Below are 20399 nucleotides of genomic sequence, written 5' to 3'. Positions count from 1 at the left end.
TAGTGTTTTGATTCTTGCATTAAAGTATATTGTTTTACTGCATAAGACAAAGTTGTATTATAGAGTGTACGGGCAATTTCAAAACGTTTTAATAGGATATCCTTTTGCCATGTATCTACAAGTAACTTGAGTTCTATAATAAAACAATCTTTCTTCCCTTTCGTCATTACCCGTCACCCCTTTCTTTTTTGATTATTCACAATATACAATATAAACGTATGTTCTAAAAAGAAAAATGCACTTCATTCCTCCCACCTCTGAAGAAGTGGGCTTCCTGAAGCTCACTTCTGTGATTTTTCTTGATTTTGATGACATAAACGTAAAACATAATTTAGATCCATATCTTCATGTAAATGTTGCGGTGTCCAAGGGATATAGATGTGTGGCTTTACGCCTGTATCATTGTAATGATAGTTTTCATGCATTTTTGAAAGGCTATAAACAAATTCATAATCATCAAAATCAACGGTTACTACATTAAAGAAGTCCATAATTCCCATTGTAGGGCGTCCAACTACGGTAACTTTTGGTGACTTCTTAACATTTTGAACAAATGTATCACCCGAACTTCCACAGGTTACATCTGTAAGGACATAGACATTTTTAGGGTTTGACTGACCTTGAATTGTATAATCCAATTCTTCTGGAACTGCCACCAATCCTTTCGAGTAATTTGTTTCAAACTTCGTAATTTCTTCTTGAATCCATTTTTGCATTTCACTGTCTAGTTCTTGTGTTAAATACGCTTTCAACTCTTTTATCCATAGAAGACAATTTCGGTCCGTATAGTTTGTATACATCATTTCATCTTCATGAAATAGGCTTTTAAATTTTAATTCCCTATCAAATACATAATTGAGGATTGGGAAATAAAAAAGGTCGTTCCCACCATAGTTCACTCGTACATCAATAATTAAATTATGTGACTTATTTAATTCGCTTTCATGATTGTTCAATAAGTCCTGAATGGGTTGAGCTTGTGAAAAATCCGCTATTTTTAGATACACTGTTTTGTTATCCAACTTTTTAAAGACGTAACTCGGTACATATGGAGACCGTTCATATGTGGCTAATGGTAAAAGAAATTTATCATCATCTCGATTTACTAATACTCGTTTTGCTTGTCGTAATCCTACATTCCAATATTGTCTTTCTGGTACAGGATCCTCTAAAATTTTCGAATAGAGCATTTCAAATTCTTCGATCGTTAAGCCGTCAATCTCAAGTATTGCATCACCTATTTGTAATCGAGTTTCATTTGTCACCTCTGTAACATATAAAGCATTTTGATAGCGTCGTACTTTAAATCCTCTATTTGGGATTACTGCCTTTTTCGCATTAAATGATAAATGTCCATCTTTAAAATCGAGTAAATAGGACTGTATCGTTTCAACAAAATCTTTATCCGTCATATCTTCGGTAATGAGATAGTTTTCGGGACGGTTAATATGCTTTTTATCCAAATAACCCGCATAATCTGTTTTCATTATTTGAATTACTTCGTCGAAGATTTGTGTTTTACTGTGCATCGTATCATTCCATTCCTTTAAATTTGAATGTAAACGCAAAAACAAATAAAAAATCCCTCTGAAAATAGCTTCAGAAGGATTAGTAAATAAATTTATTGTGTACAAAATAAGCCTACAAAGAGGTAAGCATTATAAAAGTATAATAAATGGACAGACTAATCCTATTTTTTATTTGAAAATGCATATACATTTTACGTATAAAAATAGAATTATTTGCTCATCGTCCATTCATCATCCCTTCAAATTTAGTACATTAATAGTAACATTGTATTTCTGAAAATTCAAATTTATTCGCTATTTTTTAAAAATCACTATTGAACTTGAATTATATAATAAAAATCACATATATCCCTGTCGACTAGACAGACTTTTACAGCCATCTGGCATCGATATTTAATCGAGGCTAGGTAGCTGTTTGATTTCTATTTTGTAAATGGATATAAGATAAATAAAACATAGCTAATGACAATCTATACAATTTTAGCCAACGGATCTATTATTCCTTGTTGACTAGATGCCAAAAATAATATTTTTAATTACTAGGCTCTATTAAATTTCAATGTTGATTTTTAATTGTTAATGGTTCCCTCAAAAAAATGTGGATTTACTAAGGATGCTCGAATTCATCCGTCTGGTCCAAATGTTTTGTTTTGATATGCAGGATCTTTACTTTTTAAATTCCTATTTTTTTGTTACGGTGAATATACTGTGGAGGTGTTAAGACTATTGGATAGGAGAGAAAAGATCATCATGAACCAATCGATACGCGTCCTTATTTCTGGGGCAAGTATTACCGGCCCTGCGCTCGCTTACTGGCTTCATCACTACGGCTTCGACGTGACGGTAATAGAACGTGCTCCCGCATTGCGCTCAGGTGGATACGGGGTTGATATACGTGGTACAGCCATTACGATGCTTAGGCGGATGGGGATACTCGATCAAGTCCGTGCAGCTGACACACAAATGACAGGTGTTTACTTTGTGAACAGCAAAGGTAAGATTGAAGGTAAAATAAGTGAAGCAAGTCTAGCGAACCAGCAGGGTCTGGACATCGAAATCATGCGCGACGATCTTAGTAGCATTTTATATGATTTAACCAAGGATAACATCAAATACATTTGGGGAGATTCGATTACCGCTATACATGAAACTGAAGCTGGTGCAGAAGTACAATTTATTCATAGCAATCCACAGACATTTGACCTGGTCATTGGTGCGGACGGGCTTCATTCTAATGTGAGGTCTTTGACTTTTGGAGACGAAGAACAGTTTAAACGTACGCTTGGCTGTTATATCTCGATTTTTACCATGGAGAATTACCTCAACCTCGACCACCGTCAATTGTTTTATTCAACGCCAGGCAAAACTGTTGGTATGTATAGTGCCCGTGACAATACTGAGGCAAAAGGTATGTTAATATTCCAATCGGAGGCATTGAAGTACGACCGATATGATGAAGAGTCTCAAAAGAAACTTGTAGAAAATGCCTTCGAAGACCAGATGGGCTGGGAAACTTCGCATATACTTAAAACCATGAAAGAAGCGCCAGACTTTTATTTTGATGAGATTTGCCAGATTCACATGCCAACGTGGGCAAAGGGTCGAATTGCCTTGGTAGGTGATGCGGCATATTGCCCATCACCCCTATCAGGGCAAGGTACTAGTCTAGCACTTGTCGGAGCGTATGTATTAGCTGGAGAACTTAAAGCCACGAATGGTGATTATTCCCGTGCCTTTGTAGCTTACGAACAAGAGATGAGAAAGTTTGTTGAGAAAAATCAAAAAATAGGGCTAATGGCTGCTGGTAGCATGGTTGAAAAATCAAACTTAAAAATCTTTCTGCGTAATTTAATATTACGAGTACCTTTCCTTTTGGTCATGCAGTTTAAGTTAATTTCAAAAATGGTTGTTAAAGCTGCCAACGGGATTGAATTAAAAGATTATTGATATGGATATTTAAGAGAAGAGTTTTAGCTAACCGTTAATTTCTAAACTACTAGTAACTATACAAAACCCGAACAATTTTTTGTTTGCTCAACTATGGAGCAATACAGGTAGAAAGTGATTAAACTAGTTTTAAAACCGAAACAAAAATTCAGCTGGACGAAAATTCATTTTGACCAATTTTTTTCAAAATGGATTCTTGTCCATATGATTATTTTATCTTCATAAAGTAGTTAAACCTGTTCTTTTTTTAGTTCTGGCGTTTTTTTTTTCGACAATACAGTAGAGATGAGTGCGTTATTCTTACAATGCAAAAACAACCGTCATTTTATACGGTTGTTATGAATTGCTATTTACTTACTTTAATAATAGTACCTTGATTGATTCTTAATAAGTCTTGAACATTTATTTTAACTAATGAGTTTTCAGAACCGCCACCAGTATATATGTAATCCATACTTGTTACTTTGGGGTCAACTAAAAACTTTGCTTGAAAACCAAAAGAAGGGACTCCACCTGGTGGAAAACCTGTATGTTCAATAATTTCATTTCCGTTAGCAAGTCTTGGTTTTTCTATGTTTAATGATTTGGCAACACGAGTTGTACTAGCTCTATTGTTTCCTTTTACAATAGCAACTATTAATTCATTATTTGAATCAATCATGCAAATATTTTTTACAAAATCGTCTTCCGAACCATTAACTGCTTCAGCAGCCTCCTTTACAGAGTGGCATGATTGATTAAATACGAAGTGCTCAGCTTTTACATTATTAGAGTCTAAAAAAACTTTAACCTTATTTTCATATGAATTCATAAAGTTCTCCTTTTAATATTCTTATTTGTGTAAATATTAGCACAATAATGCAAGTTTTAATACCACTACTACTGAGCAATGTGAGGAAAATAATAAATAAGGTAATCCACTTCATATTACGAGTATCCAAGAATTTATGAGAAAGTATATTTTGCTTCTTGGTGAAAAGCTGAACGAGTAGAGAAGGGCATAAATTCGATGCTTATTCAAAATACATTAGCAGGAAGGTGGAGTTTATTAACTTAATAAAAAAGTGATTTTATAGGGTGAAAACCCGATAGGTGAAGACAACTAATCACTTTATCCCTGTAGGATAAGACTTTTGCAGCCACCTGGCATCGATGTTTAATCGAGGCTAGGTGGCTGTTTCATTTCAGGAATGAATACAAAATAAATAAAACATAGTTGACTTATTGGTTTTATGTGTTTAAAATCGTAGTAATTGTTCGAATATATCGAATGATGAACTAATAGGAGGAGGGTTAAGGAATGACTATTGAAATACTGACAAAAGAGTTGACTGGTTTATTTGAAGAGATAGTAGAAAATCGTCGCTTTTTACATCAAAACCCGGAGCTTTCTTTTCAAGAAGAAAAAACATCTCGCTATATCGTGGATACATTAAAAAGTTATGGAATCTCTGTGCAAGAGAATGTTGGTGATAAAGGTGTCGTCGGAATTATTCAAGGTAAAGAGCCGGGAAAAACGGTTGCATTTCGAGCAGACTTCGATGCATTACCAATCGAGGATCAAAAAGAAGTTACATATAAATCTACAGTGCCTGGCGTTATGCATGCCTGTGGACATGATGGGCATACAGCTGCCTTACTCGCAGTGGCAAAGGTTCTTCAAAAACATAAGGACAGTATTCATGGAACAGCTAAATTTATTTTCCAACCAGCCGAAGAAAAGCCACCAGGTGGGGCGAAATTTATGATTGAAGATGGGGTTTTGGATGATGTAGATTATGTGTTCGGAGCACATTTAGCGACAGACCTTCCTGTTGGCAAGCTGTCAACTGCCTCAGGGGCAATAATGGCCTCAGTTGATGCTTTTACGATAAAAATTTTCGGTAAAGGCGGACACGGAGCTCGACCACATGAAACGAAAGATTCCATTATTGCGGCAACTCATTTAGTTCAACACCTACAACAAATTGTTAGTCGTCGTATTAACCCAACAGAAGCGGCAGTTGTTACAGTAGGAAGTATTCATGCTGGAAATGCCTTCAATGTTATTGCAGACTCTGCTGTTTTAGAAGGAACCGTTCGTGCATTAAATAAAGATGTTCGTGCGCAAATTGAAAAGGAAATTCGAGCAATTTTAGAAGGGTTAAAGATTACTAATTACATAGAGTTTGAATTAGATTACCTACATGGTTATCCGGTACTTGTTAATCCAGTAGAAGAAGCTGCACGTGTGGAGCAATTCATTAAAGAGCAATTTGGAGAGAGTGCTTTTATTCAGAAAGATCCGGTGTTGGGAGCGGAAGATTTTGCTTACTATTTACAAGAAAAACCCGGAAATTTCTTTTATGTAGGCGCCCATAATGAAGATCCAAATACACAATATCCTCACCATCATCCAAAATTTGATTTTGATGAACGAGCACTAATTAATACAGGGGAAGTGTTCCTGAAAATTGCGAGTCATTTTTTGATCGATTAATCTCTGAAAATATGTGATTAACTTAGTGGCAAATTTATCAGGAGGAATAATACATTGATTGTCTTTAAACATATCGTAAAAGAATTTTATCAAAAGAAAAAGAAAATAGTCGCTTTAAATGATGTTTCTCTTGAAGTTCAGAAAGGAGATATATTCGGGATCATTGGCTATAATGGAGCGGGTAAAAGTACATTAATTCGGATGGTAAATGGCTTAGAAGATCCGACTTCTGGGCAAATCATCGTAGACGGCAAGGATATTCAAGCGTTAAGTTCGAATGAGAAGATTTTAAATAAGAAAAAGATTAGTATGATTTTTCAACATTTTAATTTACTCGAGTCAAAAAATGTTTTTGACAATGTCGCTTTGCCATTAAAGCTACGGAATGAAAGTAAAGAAGACATCGATCGAAAAGTGAAGGAAATGCTTTCATTTGTTGGGCTAGAAGATAAAGATAAAAATTATCCGAACCAACTTTCTGGAGGTCAGAAACAACGCGTTGGAATTGCGCGTGCACTGGTCACAAATCCTGAAATTTTATTATGCGATGAGGCAACCTCTGCACTCGATCCTAAAACGACGAAATCAATTTTAGCATTGTTAAAACGTGTCAATGAACAGTTTAATATAACCATTCTATTAATTACACATGAGATGGAAGTTATTCGCGACCTATGTAATAAAGTAGCTGTGATGGAAAATGGTCAATTAGTTGAGACTGGAAATGTTATTCAAGTGTTCGGTCAGCCGAGCCAACCGACTACTAAAGATTTTGTAGAAACGGTTATTCCGAATAAAATTCCACAAGATCTACTGGATTTTTATCAAAAAAATCAACAAACGTATACGTTATTACGACTAAAGTTTTTAGGAGAAAATACGGCTAGTTCGTTATTATATCAACTAAATAAACGTTTCAATCATGTAGAAAGCAATATTGTCTTAGCCAATGTTACGGAACTTGAGGGAACTACTTTAGGCATCTTTACGATCGCTTTTTCTGCAAATGAGCCAATCATTCAAGAAATTAAAGCATTTATTAAAGAATTTAATGTCATCGTAGAGGATGTGAAAATATGAATCGGATTTCCCCTGATATTATTTGGCAAGCCATGACCGAAACCCTTTATATGGTTTCTGTATCGCTATTAATCGGAACGTTATTAGGGTTACCCCTTGCACTATTTTTAGTACTGACAAGGCCAAATGGCATTAAAGAAAATAAAATTGTTTATTTCATCTTAAATTCAATGATTAATATTATTCGTTCATTACCGTTTATTATTTTGCTTGTAGCCATCGTACCGTTCACACGCTTAATTGTTGGGAAAACATATGGTACGGAGGCGGCGATAGTTCCGCTCATTATTTATATTGCTCCATTTATTGCACGATTAGTGGAGACATCTCTATTAGAAGTGAATCCGGGAATTATCGAATTAGCAAAATCATTAGGCGCAAAGCCATTACAAATTGTACGACATTTTTTAATTCCTGAAGCACTTGCTTCTATTATATTAACGCTAACAACCGCAACGATTGGCTTGATTGGCGCAACTGCGATGGCTGGTACGGTTGGGGGCGGTGGTATAGGGAATTTAGCCATATCATATGGTTATCAACGTTTTAATACATTTGTCATTATTTTAACGGTCGTTATTTTAATTATTATTGTGCAACTTATCCAATCACTCGGCAGTTATTTAGCTAAAAAAATTAGACATCAATAAAAAAGGGGTCTTTATAATGAAAAAGTATATTTCAGCATTTCTATTATTATCGCTTGCTGTTTTATTGGTGGCTTGTGGAAATTCGGACTCGAGCTCATCAGATGACAAGAAAACAATTAAAGTCGGCACGTCACCTGGACCTTATAGTGAATTATTTTTAAAAGCCATTAAGCCAATTCTTGAAGATAAAGGATTTAAAGTAGAAGACACAGAATTTACAGATTTACGACAAGCAGATGTTGCATTAGCTGATGGTGGCATAGATTTAAACGTGGACCAACATACAGCATATATGAACAACTTCAATAAGGAAAGTGGCTCATCTCTTGTTGCGTTAACAGCTGTTCCAACAGTGCCAGCGGCTTTATTTCCTGGTAAAAAGAAATCATTAGATGACGTTAAAAAGGGCGACGTAATTGGCATTCCACAAGATCCATCAAATGCAGCTCGTGCCTATGCAATTTTACAAAAAGCAGGTTGGATAAAAATTAAAGAGGGCGTAGATCCTATTCAAGCAACAGCACAAGATATCGTTGAAAATAAATACGAGTTGGAAATTAAAGAAATGGAATCGGCTCAAATTCCACGTACATTAGAAGACTTGGATTTTGGTGTAATCCCAGGAAGTATCGTATATTCTTCAGGAATTGATGCGAAAAATGCCATATTGCAAGAAGATGTTGTGAAAAATTACGAATTAGTAGCCGTAGTAAATGAAAAAAATAAAGATAGCGAATGGGCAAAAGCAGTAAAAGAAGCCTATAATTCTCCTGAGTTAAAAAAATACATGGATGAAAATAACAAAGATAACTATTGGTTCATTCCTAAAAATGATTAATGCTAGGGGTAAATCTTTATGCTATAAATGATTTATCTACTAAGAGGAATCTATTTTGATTGATTATGGTCAAAATGGATTCTTCTTTTTTGTTTTTAGATAAACAAAATTAAAGTTTGTTTACACATTGATGAATTTACCGTATATTGTTTATTAAATAGTAAACACAGAGGGGTTTTGTTTATGAGTAAAAGTGATTTGACAATAGAGGAATTATCGAGGGGATATGTAAACACAGGTGATACATATGAATGTATATTTTGTAATGAAATATTTGATGCCGAAGAAGTATTCCAAATAGATAATCGATTTTTTACGGCTAGAAAAGCTATACAACACCATATTGAGAATGAACATATCTCTGTGTTCGAAGCGCTACTTCAATTAGATAAGAAGTATACAGGGTTATCTGATATCCAAACCGAATTGCTGAAGCTATTTGCAACAGGGGCGCCAGATAAAGACATTATTAATAGCACTTCTGCAAATAGCATTTCAACAATTCGACAGCATCGATTTAAATTGAAAGAAAAAGAAAAACAAGCAAAAGTTTTTCTGGCAATCATGCAGGCTTTAGAAACAACAAAAGTATACGAACCAATTCATAAGGGGGCGACACAGGTGGATGAACGTTATGCGATTACAGTAGATGAGAAAGAAAAAGTACTAGCGACGTATTTTAAAAATGGCTTAGAAGGTCCTATTGAAAGTTTCCCAAGTAAGGAAAAACGAAAGATAATTTTACTGCAACACATTACAACGAAGTTTGAGGTAGGGCGTAAATATAATGAAAAGGAAGTAAATGAGATATTAAAGCCTATTTATAGTGATTATGTATCAATAAGAAGATACTTAATTGAATATGGTTTCCTAGATCGAAGTGATGATTGCACTACGTATTGGGTGAAATAAGTTTAAAATGAATAAGCATAGGGAATTTTAAGTACCTAAATATTTCTATAAATAACATTAGTTGTTACTAATTTTTATATTAACTATACTTACGTTGTAGTCATATAGAAAGGGTGATTGGATGAGTAAGAACTTTATTATATTTGGAGCAAGCCAAGGATTAGGTGATGCATTTGTAAAGGGTTTACCAACAAAAGGGGATACAGTATGGGTGGTGTCACGCACACGACCAAGTAGTTTAGATATAAATGATGGCGTAAATCGTAAATGGCTGACTATTGATTTATCTAGTCAACAACATATTCCTGCTTTAAAAGAAGCTTTAAAAGGCGTTGCTATTGATGTATTAATTTACAATGTTGGAGTATGGGAAAAGCGCGGTTTTGAATATGATTATACGTTTGATAACGATGAAATTGGGGATATTGCAAACTTAATTAATATTAATTTAACTTCCACAATTACATATATTCAGGCGCTATTACCTAATTTAAGACAGGCGGAAAATGGAAAAGTGATTTTGATAGGATCGACAGCAGGTTTAGATCATACGAATAATGCGCAAGTTTCGTTTGTGACATCTAAGTTTGGCTTACGAGGCATTACAAATGCTTTACGCGAGCATGTGAGAAAAGATAAGATCACTGTAACGTGTATTAATCCAGGAGAACTTGCTGCTGAAGTACCTTTTGAAGAAGGGGCTGAAAAGGCAATTAAGTTGTATGAAGGGACACGTATTCCTGTACAAGATATTGTAGCCATTGTCCAATGTGTGATTAATTTATCACCAGTTTCATGTGTGAAGGAAATAAATATTCCTGCTATTACAGATATAAATGTATAATTCAGTAAAAAAAGGCTCGCATGTTGAACGATTCTGTTCAACATGTGAGCTTTTTAAAATGGTATCTATTTCACAATTATTTTCTTTGAGTTTTACATATCAATATAATTTATAATCCCATTTCGATTTATTGAATAAAAGTTGCAGCACGGAGTTCTTCTGTTCTGATTGAGTCTTGAATGATAGGAGCTCGTAATGTTGTTTAGTACGAGGATTACTACTTACGACGTGCAAACGCAACTCATTTGATTGTAAATGAGTTCGAGCAAAATTCTTTGCCTACTGCAATAATTTGCTTCTATATTCGGAATGAAATATAACATTCTCTAGCATTGGTTTATATTCTAATAAATTTTACTTCTTTCAGCAATAAATGATCACGATTAGCTTTCATTTTTATCGCTTTTCTCTTGAATTAGAATTTCTAATTCAAGAATATTACTATTAGTAAAAATGCCGCTTGAGAGCTCTCTTACATAGATAGGGATATTTTTCTTGTCGATAATGGATAATATTTGCTTCTCAATTTCATCATCATTTGCACCTAAAATAAATATAGAATTATATTTACCTTCAATCATGAGGAAATCAGCCTTATGTTCTGTTTTTATACACATATGATATTCATCTTCTTCAAAAACATAAATAACATCATTATAAAAAAATTGCGTTGATAATTGTAATGTTAAAAAATCTTTGGCTGATAAAGTTTCATTCGTTTTTAAAGTGATTATTTTTTCTAAATGACTTTCTTTTAAGTATTTTGTGGAATTTACTTTTTTGTTTGTAATAGTTACATAATGGTGATCAATTGCCTTTTTAATCTTTTGTAATTTGTTTATTTCGTCTGAAAGTTCTTTTGATTTTTCTCTTAATAAACTCAAATAATCATTTTTTTCATACGAAGTTAAAACCTCTTTAATTTGTGCGATTGAAAGATTTAAGTTTCTCAACATTAATATTTGAGCAAGTTGATAAATTTCCTTAAGAGAATATTTTCGATATCTATTATTATCTGTGTAGGATGGAAATAAGAGCCCTTTTTCTTCGTAATATCGTATTTGATGATGACTGATATCAAATATTTTAGCTAATTGATTTATTGTAATTGTTTCATCCATAATATCCCTCTTCTCTAGATAAATATAAACTCTAGGGCTAGCCTAATGTCAAACGATAAACCTAAGATAAAGCCTTAAACAGTTATCACTGATAATCAAAGAAATGGATGGGATATAAGAATATGCAGGTATAAATCCCATGTGATAAAGCAAAAGGATTTGCTCGGTGTGGGTTTTAGCATCATTCTACCAATGGATAATTGGGCAAATGAATTGAGAGGTGTACACAAAAAAGTTTGTTTGACATTAGGTCAACCCTATAGTTTATAGTGATGATGTATTAAGTAGAGCGCAAAAAAAATGCATAGGTTTCTGATAAATAATGGTTTCATCAATATTTTAGTAGATATAAAAAGTCTGCAATATCTATAAAAAGATATCCCAATCGTGTACTTAAGGAGGAACATTTATGATCAAACAGTTACAAACTAAACGTATTGAAGGGTTAGATTTCGCTAGAGCCTTGGCTATGTTTGGAATGCTGATAGTTAACTTTAAAATTATTATGGGAGCGGCAGGGAGAGGGTCGGATTGGCTTATTTGGTTTACTGGACTTTTCGAAGGAAGAGCGTCTGCTACTTTTGTTACGCTGGCAGGTATCGGAGTTGCTTTGATGACAAGAAAAGCTAGAAATGGCGGTGACCTTTCTACAATTAAAGAAAATAAGGTGAAATTATGGAAACGTTCCGCTTTTCTTTTTATTCTAGGTTTACTTTTATATATTGCAGATTGGACTGGGGATATCCTTCATTATTATGGCGTTTATATGCTGATTGCATCCTTTCTTATCGTAGCTTCTACAAAGTTCATGATCATCATATCTAGTCTTTTTTTAATCACCACGCAAGTCTTACAAGTAACAATGAATTATTTGAAAGGATGGCATCCAGATCAACCATTTATGGAATATCTTGATTTTTGGACGATTGAAGGTTTTCTAAGAAATCTTTTGTTTAATGGGTATCATCCAGTATTCCCTTGGATTTGTTTCTTTTTACTTGGAATGATCCTTGGCAGACTTGATTTATCGAAGAAAGCTGTAAGAAACAAAATGTTGTTTATTTCTATAATTCTACTCATAACAATAGAGGTACTTTCAAAAATATTGATGCAACTATCTCTGTCAGTATTAGATGGTAAAAGTGCCGAATTCTTGTTTCAAACTGGACCAATTCCACCAAACATATTATATATGTTATCAAATTCCGCTTCAGCGATAATTGTCATCGTTGCCTCTATTTATATTGTAGAAAATTTTTCTAGTCATTGGTTGACCAAATCACTTATTAAAACAGGACAGTTAACATTAACTCACTATGTAAGTCATGTATTTATCGGTGTCGGCATATTAACTTTATTAAATAGATTAGAAAACCAAACGTTAGCATTTTCATTCGTATTTACATTATTGTTTTTCGTAGCGAGTATTTTATTTTCTGTTTTATGGAGCAGAAAATTTAAAAGGGGACCCATTGAATGGGTTATGAGAAAAATAACAAAATAATATTTTGGTAGAAGAAATAGTTTTTGTTAAATATGAGGATAGTATAAAAGCGCGTTCCTGTAACAAGCAGGAACGCTTTTATACAAAAGAAGAAGGGTTTAGCGGGAAATATTCAATCTAATAACCAATCGTACGATTCATCGGCAAAACTCTGAAGGTAATTCATGAATAAGCCTGCATGATAGCCATCACAAACAGCGTGGTGCATTTGTAAAGAAACAGGAAGATAAATAGCATTTTCCTTCTGCGAAAATTTACCTGCAGTGATAATCGGTAAAAGGTAATTACCTCCATTATTAATGTTGAGATTAAAACCAGTAAATGAACACCATGGAATCATTGATATGTGAAAAATATTTTCTAGAATAGGGGATTTCGGAAATAAACGGATCTTACCGTTATATTTCTTTAAATCACTTTCGTAATTCTGATGGAACTGTTTAAAATTATCCGATGTTTCTGTCCAAATGCTCGAAAATGTCTCTGATTCCTCATTAAAAATCGTGTAACTTGGATTTAATTTTTCCCAATACCCTAATTCTCCTTGGCTATTAAAACACGTTCTAAATGCAATATTGGTATTGATAGCTTTTGTTACCATATATATGAATGTTGGATAAAACTTAAGATTATTATCTTTTATGTTTTTATACAGAATGCTAATATCTATTTCTGAAGTCATACTAAATGTTGTTTGTTGGGTAATATAATGCTCAAAATACTCTTGTCGATGCCAGCTCTTTCGATCAATTTTGTTGAAAATCATTTTTTTTTGCCTCCTAAATTTATTAATTTTATTTAGGAGGCTATTTGCACTGCTTTTTTCATAGATTTCACCCTCGTATATGATATTGTCTGATAAAAAATTATATCCACTTTTTTGTTACTCTCATACTATATTCTTATAATATAGTAAAGATGGCTTTCAAGGACAGCCACTAATTGAAAATTTATATTAACGGACAGTCCAATGCCATTTAATAGCATCTTTTTCAACGTTTTTAACAAAATCGTCTTTCCCGTCGCAATAGCAATCAATATCATTTGGATGCTGCATGGCAAGTTGGCTCTTTATTTCTCCATACTGCCTGCAAACTTCGGGATGCACTCGAAGGTAATCTCTAAATGCTAAATGTCTTTCTATTTCTTTAATGTTGCTATATTGAAAAGCATGAATTTGATGTGTGCGATGATCGCCACCTTTACGGAAATATCTTCTTCCAGTTATCCCGAATTCCCCCATAACTTCGTATCCAATCTCTTGAAATTGTTCAGAAAATGAATCCAATTTATGAATATCATTGACTACTAGTAAAATATCAATAATGGGTTTTGCTTTTAGACCTGGAACTGATGTGCTTCCAATATGAAAACTATTCACCAATTCTTCTTGAAGGATAGCCCTAACAGAACGTTCCTCTTTCTGATAGTCGCTGCTCCAATTGTGGTTAAAATCTACAACTTCTATAATCCTCATTAATACACCTCATTCTTGTTTTTATGTTACTTTACAAATTTTATGTATTATTACAGATTATAAAAAATCTAATGCGTTGTCAAAGATGTTGTTTGAAAATAAAGGATATTTTTATTTTCTCTACAAAGCAGGTGATTCGTTTTTTCATGGCGATGAAGAGTTTTGTTGCAACTCTTCATCCATTCTAAAGGGGAGGGAGGTAAGCAACGCTCAATCTTTATTTTGAGTTGCTTTAATTAATTCTAAATATTGAGAATCCCCTAAACCATATTGAGGGAAAAGATGCAGCAAGTTTCGTACGATTTCATGGTGAGATAGATGTTGATTCGTTTGAATATATTTTGTGATTTCGTTATCAATTTGCAACAGTTCTAAATACAATTTGATTCCTTGATACATAACAGGTATCAAATCTACATCTGGCATCCGGTGTTCCAATAATACTGCTTGGTATATATCATTATAGTTACCTAGTGTTATTTCCGTTTCTTTCACATCATATGTTTGCTCTCTTACCGCATGATAGTAAATCGTTCCTTTAAATGATATTTGCTCTAAATACGCTAACACGGTTATTAAATTCATCTGACAAAACATATCTTCACCAAACCAAAGAACGATACATTGATATTCTTTTGAAAATAAGGTCTTTTCAAGAGGTGCAACTGTAATGGCTTCATATTCTGCTAATGAAACTTCATGTCCTGTCGCTCGAACCTGTTTGAATGAGTCACTAAAAATGGTTTTAACGGTGTCATGTACACACATCGCTTCGTTAAATGGTGCGTAAGCGCTTTTTCCGATCAAATGTTGAGAACTGAATTCTTCGTACATATGTTGTCCATTTAAAATGTTCAATACTTCGTGATCAAAATGTTCATCCACATGCTTTTGTAAATCTTCAATTCTTAATTTTTTTGAAATGTCCATATAATAACCCCTCGCTTCATTCATAGTGAGTTTTACATATGTTTGCAATGGTTCAGGACACAAACGGAAGGCATTAGGACTAACTCCAATAGTGAAGAATTAAAAGGGGTTTTGATATTCGTTGTGTAAAAATCGTTTACTAATAGCTCAAATCAATCAAACGGTGTTCTTTCTAGGTCTTGATTGAAAAACCTTTTTCTGCTATTAAAGATATTGTAGCATTCAGTAATACCTCTTTTGTTTTATTTCCTTTTTTCCTACCATCTATCATTAACGTACCTCCAAACCTATTGTTATTCAGTCCATTGATGAGGGTAAGTTAATGCAGGTGAGATAAGGATGATTTATATTAAAGTACTTCAGTATAAGGCGTTCTTCATAGAGTACGGACACAAATAGGAAAATTTATGAAATAAAAGGTAGATAAAAATCCAAAATGGTGATAGTATATCTTTATTCTTAAAAACAGAAGGGAGATTAGACTTTTATGCTAAAACTTATTATCGCAATTTAAATTCCAATGAATTTAATAGAAGGGCTGTTCTATAATTTAATTATAGGTCTATTTGTGATGCCCTTGTGCGATAACTAAGAGAAGCAATATAATGTCTAATCTATATAAGCAGATCAATAAATTTATGTAATCCAACTAAAGGCAAGCACTAGCTTTAGTTTGGTTAACTTTATTTTTTTGCGTATAAAAAGACTTTATGAGTTTATTATTCTCATAAAGTCTTTTTCTGTTTTTAGGAGGTGATAATTCCCATAATACATGTAATGTACCAAAGTGATTGAAACAAAAATTGGAGGGAATTTAAATGGGAAAATATGAATTAGTAAGTGATTATCGTAATAATGAAAGCTTGAAGGAGAGTTTTAATGCCTTAGCAATGAAAACATTCGAATTAGATTTTCGAGGCTGGTACAACCGAGGGTATTGGAATGATAAATATATACCGTATTCATTTGTTGATGAAGGTAAGGTTATTTCAAATGCTTCAGTTAATAAAATGTCAATAATTATAGATGGTAAAATGTACAAAGGGATTCAAATTGGTACAGTAATGACTGATGAAAATTATCGCAATAAAGGTTTAGCTAAGCAATTAATGCAGTACATTATGAAAGAATACGAAAATACTTATGATTTCATGTATCTTTTTGCGAATGATACTGTATTGGATTTTTACCCGAAGTTTGGCTTTACACGTCTAAATGAAAGTGAGTTTAGCTTAGACCTTGCAAATAGCTCACTTCAAATGAAGATGGATGCGAAAGTAAAACAGCTTACTATTGAAAATGATCTTGCATTACTTGAAAAGTTTGCGAAAAATCGCCATGTTAACTCAACTATTTTAGATGTTGAGCATAATGAAAGTTTATTAATGTTTTATTTCACATTAGTATTTCATGAAGCCATTTTCTATGTAGAAGATTTAGAAACGATTGTGCTAATGAATGAAGAAGAAGATACGCTGCATATTTACGATATCATTTCGTTAAATGCACCAAATGTTGAAGCTGTATTAGCAAGCATTGTGAAGAAAACAACGAAAAAAGTGGTATTTTATTTCACACCTGATTTTACAATCGAGGGCATGACAGCGACAATTATGCCAAATGATGATGATGCTTTATTCGTCTTAACGAAAAAGTCATTACTAGAGGATAACTTTATGTTCCCGTTAACATCACATTGTTAATTGCAAGGGAAAATCAGTAACTTTTAAGAATTTAAAAGTATTGCTAAACCATCGGCACCATTTACAGAGTTAAATGATTGATAGCCGGTTTTTAAATGAAAAATAGGAGAAAACCGATTTCGGTTTTCTCCTTATCTTTTCTGGAATACGTCTATAGTTTTTTTTTAGAAGCGGAAGAGCAAAATCATTTATTCCGTAAAATTGAGTCAACGCCTAACTATGTGATTTATAATTTTTGATAATGATTGAAGAGGTTCTCTATTTTTTCTTGGATAATTTGTTTCAATGATTCAGGTTTCACTGCTATAACATAATGACCATATCTCATAAAATAGTTGGCGATAAATTCCTCTTCTCCAGGATTAAAAAATCCCTTCACGACAGTTTTAGTACTAATTTCTATTTTCATAGAAGGATAATGTTCTTTATAAAAAATATCCTTTGCTTGTGCTAAAATCTCTACTTCAAAGCCAATCCTTTTCTCGGATTGATACATTTCTAATGAACGACTATTAAGTTCATCTATAGAAAAGTGAGAGGCGATATCCTGTTCTTCAATAAAGATTATTCTATCACATCTAAAAACTCTATATTTATGTGTATTGAACTCTATTCCAGTGGCATACCATTGACCAAACCTAGCAGAAATTTTGAAAAATTGAACATGGTAGCTTTTTTGCTCGTCATTTTTTAAATATTGAATCTTACAGGTGCTTTCATTAAGAATACTCCTTAAAATTTTATCTAAAAAACGACTAACATTTTTATGTTGATTTACTTCAAACTGCAAGACTTTTTTCATTTTGTGAATCTGCAGTATTTGATTGTTAGACAGACAGTTTTCAAACTTCTCATTTAGTTTATGAACACTTAAATGAAATGGTGTTGATTGATAAGATTCTAACGTTAGCATGGCAAAGTACAGAGCATACACTTCATCAATCGTAAAAATAATAGGGGATAATAATCTATTTTTTAAGATACCATAACGTCCGTATCTGCCGTGCTCCGAAAAAATAGGCATACCTAATTGTTCTAATGAACTAATATCACGTAGAGCCGTACTTTTAGAAATATTGTATTTAGCCATTAAATCATTTAAATTAAAGTACTCTCGACTGTTTAAGTATCTTATCATGTCATTTAATCTTTCTGATTTTTTCATAGAAATCTCCTTATCAATTTCGCCTTGGCGTAAGTGCGTCCGGATTTTGAATTGTGCCTGCACAATTCATTCCTTTCAAAATCCGTGACATCCGCCGGAGGCTTTATCTTCATTTAGTGCGTGGGTGAAAAGGAACCACATCCCACCACCTTCAGATGTGGAGGTTCTTCTGAATGAAGATAAAGGTGTCATGTTTTGATACCTTTACATCTTAAAATAAGGTCAAGGTAATATCAATTGATAAGATATCTACCTACAATCATTTTATTAAGGGAGATTGATACCATGAGTACAACACTAGAAGTAGCTATTTTCTTATCCATGAAAGGAAAAGCAAAAGAAGCGGTTGATTTTTACAAAAAACATTTTAACGCAGAGGAATTGTTACTCGTTACTTATGAAGATATGGCAAGACGTGACAGCTCTCTGCAGCTTACTGAAGAGAATAAACACTTTATTACGCACTCCGTTTTAGCAATCGGTAAAACAAAGGTAATGCTGGCAGAAGATACAATGGATGTCACTGAAAAATATGTAGTAGGGAATAACACCTCATTGTGTATTCAAAGTGCGGATTTAGAAGAAATCGAACATTTTTACAAAAGCTCAACGACAGATAAGAGAGTTAGAATTATTGTTCCGTTATCAAATAATGTTTTTAGCAAAGCATACGGTATTATTGAAGATCCTTTTGGTATTCAAATACAATTAATGTTTGATGATAGATTACATTAACAAAGGATATATTGTTTGTCGCTGCTCTTTTAACTAAATATGTACAGAAAAGCTGGGGATGTTTACCCAGCTTTTTTGATCTACGTAAAAATATTTTTTTATAAAGTCCCACTCCATATTTCAATAAAGTCGAAGATACAGTACCAAAAAAAGCCACCAACAATGGCAGCTTTTAAATACCGAATTGACTTTTAAAATTGAAAATCTCATCAACAGCTTTGTTATACCCACCTGATTTTTGGAAGGATTCTTTAATATTTGCAACAGCTTTATGGATGGAAGGGTTGTTTAACACATGATCGGCAGCTTCATTTAATTGACTTGCCATCAAGGTTTGCATTTGTAATTGAATACCTGCTCCGATGTTGGTAACTTGCTCTGCAATTATCGGTTGATCCGCACTTAGTGGAATTACGATTAGCGGAACCCCGTTATAGAGAGCTTCATTTGTGCTGTTCATTCCACCATGTGTGATAAATAATTTAGTGTGTTTTAGCAATTCGGATTGTGGAACATAATTTTTCACAATGAAGTTTTCAGGAATCTCTCCTAAATCACCAAGTTGGGTTTGCCCACCAATAGACATGACAACAGTATGCTCAGTATTCCCAAATGCCTTAAAACACAGCTTATAGAAATTGATGGCTTGATTTAAGACAGTACCGAGTGAAATATAAATGGTTTTTTTCCCTTTGATGGCAGTAAGGTCGAAGTCTTCCTGCGTTAATCGTGAAGAGATGGAAGGACCTACAAATTTATAGGTTTGGTCAAATGCTTCTCCAAAAGGTTGAAATTCCCTCGTTGTATAAACGATTGTCAGTGGTGCGGGATTACAAAAAACTTCAAATGGAGAATTGATTTCAACTTCATATTTTTCTTTAATTTTTGTTGTCAGTTGTTGAAAATCATCATTGATCTTTTTTAAAACTTCGGTTGGGACATTTTTTGAAAGATGTTCTAAAGTTTTATCAAATGATTGTTGAGTCTCAGCAAAAGATGTACATGAATTAATTGCCGGAAGCTTCAGGATTTTGGCAATTAGATGACCACAACCAAACATAGAATCGTGGATGATGTAATCAAAATGTTCTCCTTTAATCTGTTCAAGAACACTAGGTATGACGATATCTGCAGTAAGTAAAAGTCCATTGACCCTTTCGAGCAAATGATTTCTTCCACCTGAAATAAAGGCTTTTATAAATTTTTGACCGTCAAAGGTGCGCACAGTCGCTCCTGTCTTCTCAATTCGCTCCCGAAAAGCTTCTATCGTAAGAATACAACCTCTTCTCCGCGCGTAATTAGCTCCTGTACAACACCAATAGTTGGATTGATATGTCCTTCTGATCCACCATTAATAAATAAAACACGTGCCAAGTCTACCACTCCTTCGGTAAAGATATTTTTAAGATTAATGGATACTGTCACATATCATTGCTTAACTATGGTAAAGCACCATGAGATCTTTTATCAAGTATCAGCATTTAT

Annotated in this window: 17 protein-coding genes and 1 pseudogene; 10 read left to right on the top strand and 8 right to left on the bottom strand. The window is 33.5% G+C overall.

What is annotated here, in order from left to right:
- Positions 1 to 281: 281 nt before the first annotated feature.
- On the bottom strand, positions 282 to 1574 hold the full coding sequence (locus tag ACIQ7T_RS17075) for a S41 family peptidase (protein WP_370083209.1): 1293 nt from the start codon (positions 1572 to 1574) through the stop codon (positions 282 to 284).
- Positions 1575 to 2279: 705 nt separating this feature from the next.
- Between ACIQ7T_RS17075 and ACIQ7T_RS17070 the strand changes: the two genes are divergently transcribed.
- Positions 2280 to 3476: an FAD-dependent monooxygenase gene (locus ACIQ7T_RS17070; RefSeq protein ID WP_402871899.1), complete on the top strand. Its 1197-nt coding sequence runs from the start codon at positions 2280 to 2282 to the stop codon at positions 3474 to 3476.
- Positions 3477 to 3822: 346 nt separating this feature from the next.
- Here ACIQ7T_RS17070 and ACIQ7T_RS17065 read toward each other — a convergent pair whose 3' ends face one another.
- A complete protein-coding gene (locus ACIQ7T_RS17065; RefSeq protein ID WP_370083211.1) occupies positions 3823 to 4287 on the bottom strand; it encodes an aminoacyl-tRNA deacylase in 465 nt (154 codons plus the stop codon).
- A 489-nt stretch (positions 4288 to 4776) separates the two neighbouring features.
- On the opposite strand from ACIQ7T_RS17065, the gene ACIQ7T_RS17060 reads away from it, so the two are divergent.
- The 6 genes from ACIQ7T_RS17060 to ACIQ7T_RS17035 all read left to right on the top strand — a co-directional run bounded on the left by ACIQ7T_RS17060 (position 4777) and on the right by ACIQ7T_RS17035 (position 10279).
- Positions 4777 to 5955: a M20 metallopeptidase family protein gene (locus tag ACIQ7T_RS17060; RefSeq protein WP_402871893.1), complete on the top strand. Its 1179-nt coding sequence runs from the start codon at positions 4777 to 4779 to the stop codon at positions 5953 to 5955.
- A gap of 54 nt (positions 5956 to 6009) precedes the next feature.
- Positions 6010 to 7035: a methionine ABC transporter ATP-binding protein gene (locus ACIQ7T_RS17055; RefSeq protein WP_402871891.1), complete on the top strand. Its 1026-nt coding sequence runs from the start codon at positions 6010 to 6012 to the stop codon at positions 7033 to 7035.
- Positions 7032 to 7685 carry a methionine ABC transporter permease gene (locus tag ACIQ7T_RS17050; RefSeq protein WP_370083217.1) on the top strand — a complete coding sequence of 218 codons (654 nt, stop codon included), beginning with the start codon at positions 7032 to 7034 and terminating at the stop codon, positions 7683 to 7685. Before ACIQ7T_RS17055 ends, ACIQ7T_RS17050 begins: the two co-directional genes overlap by 4 nt.
- Positions 7686 to 7701: 16 nt before the next feature.
- The gene (locus tag ACIQ7T_RS17045) at positions 7702 to 8523 is read left to right on the top strand and encodes a MetQ/NlpA family ABC transporter substrate-binding protein (protein ID WP_370083219.1); all 822 of its coding nucleotides are present in this window, start codon (positions 7702 to 7704) and stop codon (positions 8521 to 8523) included.
- Between the two features lie 183 nt (positions 8524 to 8706).
- Positions 8707 to 9435 carry a DUF2087 domain-containing protein gene (locus ACIQ7T_RS17040; RefSeq protein ID WP_402871887.1) on the top strand — a complete coding sequence of 243 codons (729 nt, stop codon included), beginning with the start codon at positions 8707 to 8709 and terminating at the stop codon, positions 9433 to 9435.
- Between the two features lie 121 nt (positions 9436 to 9556).
- Positions 9557 to 10279 carry an SDR family NAD(P)-dependent oxidoreductase gene (locus tag ACIQ7T_RS17035; RefSeq protein WP_370083223.1) on the top strand — a complete coding sequence of 241 codons (723 nt, stop codon included), beginning with the start codon at positions 9557 to 9559 and terminating at the stop codon, positions 10277 to 10279.
- A 383-nt stretch (positions 10280 to 10662) separates the two neighbouring features.
- Here ACIQ7T_RS17035 and ACIQ7T_RS17030 read toward each other — a convergent pair whose 3' ends face one another.
- Complete coding sequence (locus tag ACIQ7T_RS17030; protein WP_370083225.1) at positions 10663 to 11400, bottom strand: helix-turn-helix domain-containing protein; 738 nt, start codon at positions 11398 to 11400, stop codon at positions 10663 to 10665.
- A 409-nt stretch (positions 11401 to 11809) separates the two neighbouring features.
- Here ACIQ7T_RS17030 and ACIQ7T_RS17025 point away from each other — a divergent pair, with 409 nt between their 5' ends.
- Complete coding sequence (locus ACIQ7T_RS17025; RefSeq protein ID WP_402871882.1) at positions 11810 to 12904, top strand: DUF418 domain-containing protein; 1095 nt, start codon at positions 11810 to 11812, stop codon at positions 12902 to 12904.
- A gap of 112 nt (positions 12905 to 13016) precedes the next feature.
- Here the strand turns inward: ACIQ7T_RS17025 and catA are convergent, their stop codons facing one another.
- From catA to ACIQ7T_RS17010, 3 genes are all read right to left on the bottom strand, one after another.
- Entirely contained in the window at positions 13017 to 13670 is a 654-nt protein-coding gene (catA, locus tag ACIQ7T_RS17020) for a type A chloramphenicol O-acetyltransferase (protein WP_402871880.1), read from the bottom strand.
- Between the two features lie 189 nt (positions 13671 to 13859).
- Positions 13860 to 14381, bottom strand: a complete 522-nt coding sequence (locus tag ACIQ7T_RS17015) for a GrpB family protein (RefSeq protein WP_370083231.1) — start codon at positions 14379 to 14381, stop codon at positions 13860 to 13862.
- 210 nt (positions 14382 to 14591) lie between these two features.
- Positions 14592 to 15311: an AraC family transcriptional regulator gene (locus tag ACIQ7T_RS17010; protein WP_402871877.1), complete on the bottom strand. Its 720-nt coding sequence runs from the start codon at positions 15309 to 15311 to the stop codon at positions 14592 to 14594.
- A gap of 818 nt (positions 15312 to 16129) precedes the next feature.
- Between ACIQ7T_RS17010 and ACIQ7T_RS17005 the strand changes: the two genes are divergently transcribed.
- Positions 16130 to 17014 carry a GNAT family N-acetyltransferase gene (locus ACIQ7T_RS17005; protein WP_370083233.1) on the top strand — a complete coding sequence of 295 codons (885 nt, stop codon included), beginning with the start codon at positions 16130 to 16132 and terminating at the stop codon, positions 17012 to 17014.
- Positions 17015 to 17240: 226 nt separating this feature from the next.
- Here ACIQ7T_RS17005 and ACIQ7T_RS17000 read toward each other — a convergent pair whose 3' ends face one another.
- The gene (locus ACIQ7T_RS17000) at positions 17241 to 18179 is read right to left on the bottom strand and encodes a helix-turn-helix transcriptional regulator (RefSeq protein WP_402871874.1); all 939 of its coding nucleotides are present in this window, start codon (positions 18177 to 18179) and stop codon (positions 17241 to 17243) included.
- A 285-nt stretch (positions 18180 to 18464) separates the two neighbouring features.
- Between ACIQ7T_RS17000 and ACIQ7T_RS16995 the strand changes: the two genes are divergently transcribed.
- On the top strand, positions 18465 to 18914 hold the full coding sequence (locus ACIQ7T_RS16995; protein ID WP_402871872.1) for a VOC family protein: 450 nt from the start codon (positions 18465 to 18467) through the stop codon (positions 18912 to 18914).
- A gap of 172 nt (positions 18915 to 19086) precedes the next feature.
- Here ACIQ7T_RS16995 and ACIQ7T_RS16990 read toward each other — a convergent pair.
- A pseudogene (locus ACIQ7T_RS16990) lies at positions 19087 to 20288 on the bottom strand (macrolide family glycosyltransferase).
- Positions 20289 to 20399 lie beyond the last annotated feature (111 nt).

The sequence above is a fragment of the Lysinibacillus sp. NPDC096212 genome (assembly GCF_044763105.1).
Classification (GTDB): Bacteria; Bacillota; Bacilli; order Bacillales_A; family Planococcaceae; genus Lysinibacillus.
This window is presented reverse-complemented; position numbering and strand designations above follow the sequence as displayed.

Bases quoted from the DNA above. Each gene is read 5' to 3' on its own strand.
- ACIQ7T_RS17070 (WP_402871899.1), top strand. From the start codon at position 2,280: ATGAACCAATCGATACGCGTCCTTATTTCTGGGGCAAGTATTACCGGC.
- ACIQ7T_RS17065 (WP_370083211.1), bottom strand. From the start codon at position 4,287: ATGAATTCATATGAAAATAAGGTTAAAGTTTTTTTAGACTCTAATAAT.
- ACIQ7T_RS17060 (WP_402871893.1), top strand. From the start codon at position 4,777: ATGACTATTGAAATACTGACAAAAGAGTTGACTGGTTTATTTGAAGAG.
- ACIQ7T_RS17050 (WP_370083217.1), top strand. From the start codon at position 7,032: ATGAATCGGATTTCCCCTGATATTATTTGGCAAGCCATGACCGAAACC.
- ACIQ7T_RS17045 (WP_370083219.1), top strand. From the start codon at position 7,702: ATGAAAAAGTATATTTCAGCATTTCTATTATTATCGCTTGCTGTTTTA.
- ACIQ7T_RS17040 (WP_402871887.1), top strand. From the start codon at position 8,707: ATGAGTAAAAGTGATTTGACAATAGAGGAATTATCGAGGGGATATGTA.
- ACIQ7T_RS17035 (WP_370083223.1), top strand. From the start codon at position 9,557: ATGAGTAAGAACTTTATTATATTTGGAGCAAGCCAAGGATTAGGTGAT.
- ACIQ7T_RS17030 (WP_370083225.1), bottom strand. From the start codon at position 11,400: ATGGATGAAACAATTACAATAAATCAATTAGCTAAAATATTTGATATC.
- ACIQ7T_RS17025 (WP_402871882.1), top strand. From the start codon at position 11,810: ATGATCAAACAGTTACAAACTAAACGTATTGAAGGGTTAGATTTCGCT.
- catA (WP_402871880.1), bottom strand. From the start codon at position 13,670: ATGATTTTCAACAAAATTGATCGAAAGAGCTGGCATCGACAAGAGTAT.
- ACIQ7T_RS17015 (WP_370083231.1), bottom strand. From the start codon at position 14,381: ATGAGGATTATAGAAGTTGTAGATTTTAACCACAATTGGAGCAGCGAC.
- ACIQ7T_RS17010 (WP_402871877.1), bottom strand. From the start codon at position 15,311: ATGGACATTTCAAAAAAATTAAGAATTGAAGATTTACAAAAGCATGTG.
- ACIQ7T_RS17005 (WP_370083233.1), top strand. From the start codon at position 16,130: ATGGGAAAATATGAATTAGTAAGTGATTATCGTAATAATGAAAGCTTG.
- ACIQ7T_RS17000 (WP_402871874.1), bottom strand. From the start codon at position 18,179: ATGAAAAAATCAGAAAGATTAAATGACATGATAAGATACTTAAACAGT.
- ACIQ7T_RS16995 (WP_402871872.1), top strand. From the start codon at position 18,465: ATGAGTACAACACTAGAAGTAGCTATTTTCTTATCCATGAAAGGAAAA.